This window comes from Pirellulales bacterium (genome assembly GCA_035499655.1).
Lineage (GTDB): Bacteria > Planctomycetota > Planctomycetia > Pirellulales > JADZDJ01 > DATJYL01.
Genome location: DATJYL010000072.1, coordinates 1 through 7,966, shown reverse-complemented (window position 1 = coordinate 7,966; position 7,966 = coordinate 1). Strand labels below are relative to the sequence as shown.

Annotated in this window: 6 protein-coding genes; 1 reads left to right on the top strand and 5 read right to left on the bottom strand. The window is 53.9% G+C overall.

The genetic code is table 11. The features are described 5' to 3' along the window. The coding region (locus VMJ32_05270) for a transposase (GenBank protein ID HTQ38413.1) at positions 1-830 on the top strand (830 nt) is incomplete at its 5' end. Positions 831-976: 146 nt separating this feature from the next. On the opposite strand, the gene xrtE is transcribed toward VMJ32_05270, so the two are convergent. From xrtE to VMJ32_05245, 5 genes are all read right to left on the bottom strand, one after another. After that, positions 977-2,578 (bottom strand): exosortase E/protease, VPEID-CTERM system, encoded by a 1,602-nt coding sequence (xrtE, locus tag VMJ32_05265; protein ID HTQ38412.1) that lies wholly within the window; start codon positions 2,576-2,578, stop codon positions 977-979. 336 nt (positions 2,579-2,914) lie between these two features. Then, on the bottom strand, positions 2,915-4,414 hold the full coding sequence (locus VMJ32_05260) for a UbiA family prenyltransferase (protein ID HTQ38411.1): 1,500 nt from the start codon (positions 4,412-4,414) through the stop codon (positions 2,915-2,917). Positions 4,415-4,539: 125 nt separating this feature from the next. After that, positions 4,540-5,181 carry a class I SAM-dependent methyltransferase gene (locus tag VMJ32_05255; GenBank protein ID HTQ38410.1) on the bottom strand — a complete coding sequence of 214 codons (642 nt, stop codon included), beginning with the start codon at positions 5,179-5,181 and terminating at the stop codon, positions 4,540-4,542. Between the two features lie 29 nt (positions 5,182-5,210). Then, on the bottom strand, positions 5,211-6,089 hold the full coding sequence (locus tag VMJ32_05250) for a hypothetical protein (GenBank protein HTQ38409.1): 879 nt from the start codon (positions 6,087-6,089) through the stop codon (positions 5,211-5,213). Positions 6,090-6,372: 283 nt separating this feature from the next. Continuing rightward, entirely contained in the window at positions 6,373-7,638 is a 1,266-nt protein-coding gene (locus VMJ32_05245) for a dockerin type I domain-containing protein (GenBank protein HTQ38408.1), read from the bottom strand. Positions 7,639-7,966: the final 328 nt, after the last annotated feature.

The window sequence follows — 7,966 nt, the reverse complement described above, 5'->3', positions numbered from 1 at the left end:
ACCGTCGAGAGGGTCCGCCGTCGCTTAGGGCCACACCAGATGTCGGAGCGTCGCGTTTGCTGAGTCCTAGCCAGTCATGTTCGACGCAGCGTTATCGTCGGCGTAAGCCGGACGATGACCGGCGGTTGATTGACGAACTGCGTCGGTGGTGCCAGCGTTGGTTGCAGCATGCAGCCGTTCGCACACTCTACATCCACAAAGCGAGCCCCTGGGAGAATGGCTACGTGGAGAGCTCTAACGGCAAGCTGCGGGGCGAACGGTTGAACCGAGAGCTGTTCCTGAGCGTTCCCGAGGCACGCTACGTGTTAGATGAATGGCGAGTGGAGCATAATCATCGCCAGCCTCACAGCGGCTTGGGCAGGCAGACCCCCGCAGCGTATGCCGCGAACTTTGTAGATCAACAGGCTGGGGCGTTCACCGACCGCACATTTCAGGACTTTGTCGCCAACGCCGTGCAGCGAAACATTTATGAGCCACAGATTTCCCAGATGAGTCGCCGAACATTGGCACGCGAAGCGAACTTGGAGCAATGTTACTTCCGCAGGCGCCAACGGCCAGCAAGGAGCAATGCGCCGCCGACCACAAGTGTCATCGCACTTGCCAACGACCCAGGATCGATTTCAGGAACCCTAGAAGGAGTAGCATGCGCTGGGCTTCCTAACGCAGTCAAAACCAACAGGCCGCCACAAAGTGTCAAAGCCATGCGAGAACTTATTGAACCAAGTCTCTTCGCTAATCGCATCGTCATTACCTCACCTAAAAATGGCGCATTGAGAGAGGAATCGTTGATCCATAATCGTTCGTACTACCTGCACGAATCGAATAATTGAAAACAATCTTTTAGCACAAATCCGGGGCATTACAATATTTCTATGTGATTGTGGTCTGGGTTCGCGCAAAGTCGCAATAATGTTGCGCAAATGCGCAACAAGTTTCAAGATAATTGGACTTCCTTAATATTCCCGGGGGATCATTTCTAGGACATTAAGCTCCAATCCCCGCAAATTCCTGCAGATATTGCCAAAAGCACGTTGGTTGTTCCATGGGCTATTATCGCGTCGCCTAGCTGGCCACGAACGGCAGCCGCCAGAGCATATGCCATTCCGGCTAGCGTTCCGACAATCCAATGGCTCCCGTGCAGCGATCCGAACAATAGTGACGATCCCAAAAACGATAGCCACGTGAAGCGCTGCAACGAAACCGTTTCAAAATCGCGCGCGATCAGCCTGCGCAACAAATACCCACGAAATGCTAATTCCTCGATAATCGGCACCAGCACGATATATCCTAAAATGCGCAAGTAGACCGCCACCACACCGGCATTCATCGCCGATGGCTCAGGCATTACTGGCTGGCTTTCGTGGCCATGAGCCAGCATAATGAGGCGTGGTACGCCAAGCCAAATTAAAAAAACAGCGGTCCCTAGTGCGATCGAATGCGGCGAGAAACTCACTCTCCACTCTCGATATTCGCGGCGATAGTACAAAAGCGTTAGACCGACTACCAATGCACGCCACGGATAGGAGGAATCTGCATTTCCTTCCGAAAATGCTAAAGCCACCATGCTCGTCGCCAGCATTACCAGTAAAGGCATTAGATAAGCACCGCCGGGATTGTCCCGCTGTCGCGGAGTTGCGCAGTCTTCCAATACAAGCCACCGGCTTCTGACCGCCAAATGGATCAAAAGCAGAGCGACGATGATAAAAGCCAGCCATCCGGCCTGTGAGTGAAAGCCTCGACTCGCAATTCCCGGCGACCATCGTGCACCAATCCACACCAGCGCAGCCAACCGTACACCATTAGCAAACCACATGGCTCCCAGGCCTAAGGGAAATAGAAGCAATGCGCGCGGGAATCGCAGGCGATCGCGCAAAGCCCATAAGGCGACACCCAAAAATAAGCTCATTAGCCCCAAGCCTTCGTAACCGGAACAAGCGGGCGCGATTTCAACCGTGAATTGCGGGGTTCCGACCAAATAATGCGCCGGATCGTAGACGACCTCCCGGAAAAAAATGTCCAAAAGGTGCGCTACCAACCAAACCGTTGGACGTCCCAACGGATTCCACAAATGGGTCGACCACGCCGAGAAAATCCAGGCGAGCGCGCCGATGCACACAGCGCCGCCGATGATACCCCAACTACCGGGCAGCAAATCGCGCCAAATGGGTACCGGAAGCAAACACAAAGCCCAGAAGATCAAGGTAGCTAGTCCGCACGTACACCAAGCCGCGATGACCCAAGGATTTTCGGCTGATGCCTCGCCACGCAAGATCCACGTGGTTGCCTCAACGAAGCCTATCAGCGCCGCGCCATGCGCTATCAGGAAAGGAAGAACCCGATAGCGGTGGCCATGCCATTCGTTGGATGCTGCCTGCCCGCGGAGCCGAGCTGCCGCAAGAAGAGCCACCGTCGCGATGACCACAACGCTAAATGCTAAAGCGCGAGGCTTCGCGCCCAAAAGAATGGAAAGCCAATCGAATCGCTCCGCAGCATTGCCCACATCGAACAGTACGACTGCCAGCCCAACTGCTTCTACAATCAGTAACGCAGTGAGAACGATGCACCGGCGCCGCAGCATTGGGTCCACATTAAGACGATGCTGATAGACGGGTGACGATGGGTCCATATCACATCTAATGCACACGATGTGCAAATATAACCGAAACCGAATAAGACTTCAGAGTCCTGCGTTTTGACAAATTCATTCGCGCCGGCGGAAAATCTCGACCGATTATAATCTTGCGGAGCTGGTCGGCAACAACTTGGGCGCTCTCTATGACTCAACACACGCACTCAACCGGTCAGAAAAGCGCAGTCAAAAATCCCTGACTTCAACGGACTGTTAAGCTAGACTCCGGTCATCGACGCAGAATTGGAATGGCTCCTACCGACTTCAATTCAATAAACAGGTTGATCACTGCAACAGCCAAGCCAGCAGAATAGTTGCGGCGGAAAGTCCACCTAGCAATTGGCTGACGCGATCTTTCAGCGCAAATATGACCGGGTCATCGTGCAGCTCGTTGCGGCGGGCCAACATCCATAAGCGCGATATCCAGAACAGCACTGTCGGACACAAAATGTACAACACTTTAGGCCGGGCATAGAGCAATCGCACCTCGTGACTGTTGAAGTAAAGGGCCAGTACGAGCACAGCAACATATCCACTGGTGGCGCCCATCGACGACAAAGTAGGCGCGTCGATGGTCCGGTAGCCGCGCCCCGTGACGTGCTTGTCGTTGGCCAGTTCCAGGTGGTCAATCTCAACAAATCGCTTGGCAAACGCCAGCGACAAGAAAAAGAACAGACAGAAGATTAACAGCCATTCCGAAACCGGCACCGCGGATGCGGTGCCGCCGGCTTGCAATCGCAGCATGTAGAGCCCCGACAGCAAAAACACATCGACTAGCGCCACGCGTTTCAACCATAAACAATACAAACCGCTGCACACCAAATAGAGCAACAGCATCAGCGGAAATCGACTGCCGACCGTGAACAACGATAACCCCAAGCCAAACAGAGCCAGCAGAGGGGCCACCAGTAAGCCAAATTCTAAAGGCAATTGGCCTGAGGCAAATGGTCGATTACGTTTACGAGGGTGTCGCCGATCTTCTTCCAGGTCGAGTAAATCGTTGACTAAGTAGACCGACGAGGCGCAAGCCGAAAACGCCACGAAGGCGACCAGCGCGCACATCCATTTCCAATAGTCGGCGTACTGGAAAGCATGCGCAAAAAGCAGCGGCAGAAACATCAGAATATTTTTCATCCACTGGTGCGCGCGTACCGCTCTCAAGCAAGCTTTCCAGCTTCCCTGGCGTGCCTGCAGTGTTGTTACGGGTCGCTGAAGGCGAGCCACGCGGCGGCTTAACTGGGCCGATGGAGCAACAACCAGCACCTTGACCGCTCGTTGCCAAATCGGCACATCGGCCCAGGAATCGCCCAGGTAAGCGAAGTTCTGATAGCCGTGTTGGCAACAATATTCTTCGATGGCCGCCAGCTTGATGCTGCCTTTGAGATTCCTCCTTTCGTCGGAGGCCAGCACGTCGTCGAACAAACCGACATGCTGGGCAACTTGCCGGGCGACCGCATAGGGACTGGCGGTGGCGAGGACCAATCGGCAACCTTCCCTTTTCAATTCCGTAAGCAAGGTTAGCACTTCCGCGCGATAGGGGAGGGCGGCCGCGTCGAGGGACGTTAAATTCGCTAAGTGCGATTTGAAAGCCAACCGACCACGGAACAACCACAAACTGGCCCGGAATGCCGACCTTGGGTCGTACCGAACCGCACTCAGAAACAATTCTATCAAAGTGTTCGAGGCCACCAGGCTGCCATCGAGATCGACAAACAAAATACTGACTTCGGCTGTGGCGATACTCCTCTGAGCAACCGTCTCATCCGCCGGAAGAACATTCGACATGTGTTGGAATTGCCTTGATCCAGGCAGATGGATGCTCAATTGGTGCCAGCGTCTACAACTGTCGAAACGACAGGAAACAGTTAGCCTTCTCGGATGTCTGCCGGCTCTCAATTATATCCATACGGTCACGATACTTCACCCACTTGGCATACGTAAGTCGCCGATTTGCCACATTCGATGTTCCCGCAATCCAAGGCATAAATTACGCGTCTCATGATAACCATTGACCGCGAGTACGCGGCAGCGCTGACCGTTAGATTCAATCGTTCAAAGGCGGTCCTCCATCCAGCGTCGGTGCGGTTCGAACGAGGGTGGCCGAACCATTCCCAATTGAATAGGCTGTCGATGGCATAGGTATAGTATTTTTCCAAAAGGTTTTGATAAATCTCTTCAACGACAATGATCCGCCTCGCGACCCTCGACACTTCTGCAAGGACGGCGTCCGGGTCGGAAGTGTGATGCAGTACCGTGATCAGCAGGGCTACCTCGAAACTCTTTGCAGGAAAGGGTATGGTCTTGCCATCGTAGACAGTCGGTGCGATGCCATCGATGAAACTCAAGTTCTCGAGGTCGAGCGGTAGAACTTCGTACCCCTGGTGTCGGAGTTGTTGGCACAGGACACAGTTCCCGGCCCCCACATCCAAAACGCGATCACCCTTGTTCAGATAGGGCCCAATCGCCGCCAACTTTTCCCTGACTCGCCAGCGGGCTAGCCGATAGAGCACCCACCGAAGTGGTGTAATCGCAGCGAAACGTTTCAAGGACACGGAGAACTCCCCGTTAGCTCGTTTCGGACTTAGCGGCTTGGGGATGCAAACGGTCGAAAGTGTCCCCTGGTTTTCCATGCGCCGAAGATGACCGCCGCAATCGAAAGAGTGATCAAGCTGACAACATTGGTCGGTTCCGGAGTTGGGATAAGTCGCGGCGACCCGTCCAATTCGATCACCTGGTCCTGATAGGCGACGGTCAGCGTTCCGCTGGGAGCGCTCAGCGCAACCAAATTTGCCATTGGCGCTCGGTGATTAGCCGCCAACCAAGCCAGCATACTGTTTGCTTCATCGATGGCACCGGTGACTTGCGGATCGTTGATGCCGGTGAGAGCAAGAAAACTGCCTGCAGTAAGATCGAGGGTCGATGAGGTCTCGTACTCAATTTCCCAAACGGCCAATTGAAATCCGGCGTTGATCTGGTCGGTATTATTCGGGTCAACATAGGCATCAGCGTCGGGATTGATGAAATGGGCCCAAAGCTGCTCGATCTCCTGAGCCTTGAAGGCACCCATTTCTCCGATCGTTCCGCCATTGTCCGTGGAGTAATTGGGGGCATCAGCCAGCGGGACCACCTGGAAAAGATTTGGCGATGTATATGGCCAAATAAACTCTTTCAGATCGATGCAGAAACTCGCGATGGTGCCACTATTGGCCGTCGCCTGTACGACATTCGAATAGGAGACATTCGCTGTATTGTCAGGACTTCTAGCCTGCAGCGTAAATAAGCCGGCGCCCACGTTGGCCTCGTCGTCACCGTTGTTATCGATGCTGTACGGCGCTCCATAAGAGACATAGCCGACGTTCACCGTGTCGCCGAGGCTCAGGCTATCCCCAAGCGCGCAGTGGGACCTACCGATGATCCAACCGAACAACAAACACGCCATGACAACTCTGGTCAAATTCATCGTTTGGCTCCGGACCTTGCACTGGTTCGAGAAAAAACAATAATACACCATGATCGGATTCCGTCTGGCGAGGTTTGGGCGCAAAGTGATAAGTTTCCGATCCCCGACCAGAGCCGATTGACACTCGCTCGATACTCGATCCATTGTGGTAATGCGATAGTCAGTCTCCAAGAGATGATCGGTGGAAGAACACCAAACAACGCAAAAGCGCATGAATATTGCGCAATGGCGCAAAGAAAGGGCGTATTCGCCGTAGGCCACTGACCCTTCCTCGAGGCAGAACCTACGACCATCTACGCACTGATTTTCGCAGGTACAGCATGGTTAAAATCCCAATTCCGGCTAACGGCAGCGACGCTGGCTCCGATACCCCTGTCAGCGATCCACTTCCGGCGGCCGGATTAATCAAAAGCTTCAAGAGGGATTGAAGATCTGCATTAGTAATTTTTCCATCGCCATTCAGGTCGCCGATCGACAACAGTTCCGCATTGGTGAGACTGTTTTGCCCCTGGTACGCGCCTAAATTCGTGAGCGCGCGCTGCATCGCCGAAACGTCGGCTGCCGTTCGCACCGTGTCACGATCGAAGTCCCCAGGAACTAAATTGCTTTCGATGGTTTGCCAGCCGATGTCGCGCAGGAACGCCAGGTCGAGAAGCGTCAGCGATTCTCGAACTCCGTCCGTCAACGTAGGCTCCATCACTGCTGTTTGTCGTAGGCCGTCCGTCAATCGTGGGCTCATTAATCCTTGGGCAATGTGCATGCTATCGGGTGCCAGGACATGAGTGCTAAATTCGAGTTGTGCGCCCACTTGTCTTCCAAGCCAATTGCGCGAATCCGTGCCGGACACATTCATGTACCAACTTTGGCTGGTGGAAAATCCCAGTGATTGTAATATTTCTTGTAAGGCCGCAGTGTAAAAATCGAATTGTCCTGCCGCGACTGGCTGGGTGTCGTCGAACTGCCAGTTGACCGAGGAATTGAACCAAATACTTCCTACACTTGGGCCGTAGGCGATCGAATATGGTACCGTCGTCAGCGAACCACTTGCTGTTCCCATCGCTGGCCCGCCTCCCCGTCCCAGATTGGCATTCGCGGCAGCCGCGGCCATGTGAACGGCTGACGATACGTCCGACTGATTGTGAATAATCGCGCTGGACGAGACGTTAAACCCCCCCGGTTCGCCTTCTCCGAGCGTACCACTGGTCAAATTTTGTACTCCGACGAAGACTCGCACTTGATTTGCAGGGAGTGCCGCATCGATTGTTTGAATGGCTCCCGTAGTTGGATTGGCATAGTTGAAATTGTAATTAAAGGTAACCGACGTCCCATTGACTGTGGCGCTATTGGTGTCCACGGTGGCAGCCAGCGTAGTCGTGATCGCGTTGGAAACGTCCTGGGCAGCCGCCTCCAATGTTGCTTCGGCGGTAGGATGTGCGGCAAAAAATGAGTCATCAGAATAGTCCAGCACAATCTCCATGCCGCGGCAGGGAACCACAGTTAGCACAAGTACTGTGAGACAGCAAGTGATCACCGCCCTAAAGTTGCTCATGATGTTGCCCTGTGTGATGTGAGAAGAAAACCTCTACCTAGAACTCATTCTTGTAATCGGCCGGTCGCGCTGCCGTCTTCATGTGCCGGGCCAGCATGATTGTTCCCTGTAAATGCGGAGGGCAAGGCGAAGGACATTCAAAGAAAATGAAACTGGACCCTGGATGCGTTGGTGGATAATCAGGTGATACTAAGAGCCACCGGACAAAACTAGCTTTCATTAAGCCAAGTACGATAACAGATGATCGCTGCGGCAAGGGTGAGGAAGGCCTGATGGACGAGTGGGTTTCGGTCCCAGCGGATGCGGAGCCGTCGGAACTGATGCAACC

What these genes read in the sequence shown, in the direction of transcription:
- VMJ32_05260 (HTQ38411.1), bottom strand. Translation starts at nt 4,414, where the DNA reads ATGTCGAATGTTCTTCCGGCGGATGAGACGGTTGCTCAGAGGAGTATC.
- xrtE (HTQ38412.1), bottom strand. Translation starts at nt 2,578, where the DNA reads ATGCTGCGGCGCCGGTGCATCGTTCTCACTGCGTTACTGATTGTAGAA.
- VMJ32_05250 (HTQ38409.1), bottom strand. Translation starts at nt 6,089, where the DNA reads ATGAATTTGACCAGAGTTGTCATGGCGTGTTTGTTGTTCGGTTGGATC.
- VMJ32_05245 (HTQ38408.1), bottom strand. Translation starts at nt 7,638, where the DNA reads ATGAGCAACTTTAGGGCGGTGATCACTTGCTGTCTCACAGTACTTGTG.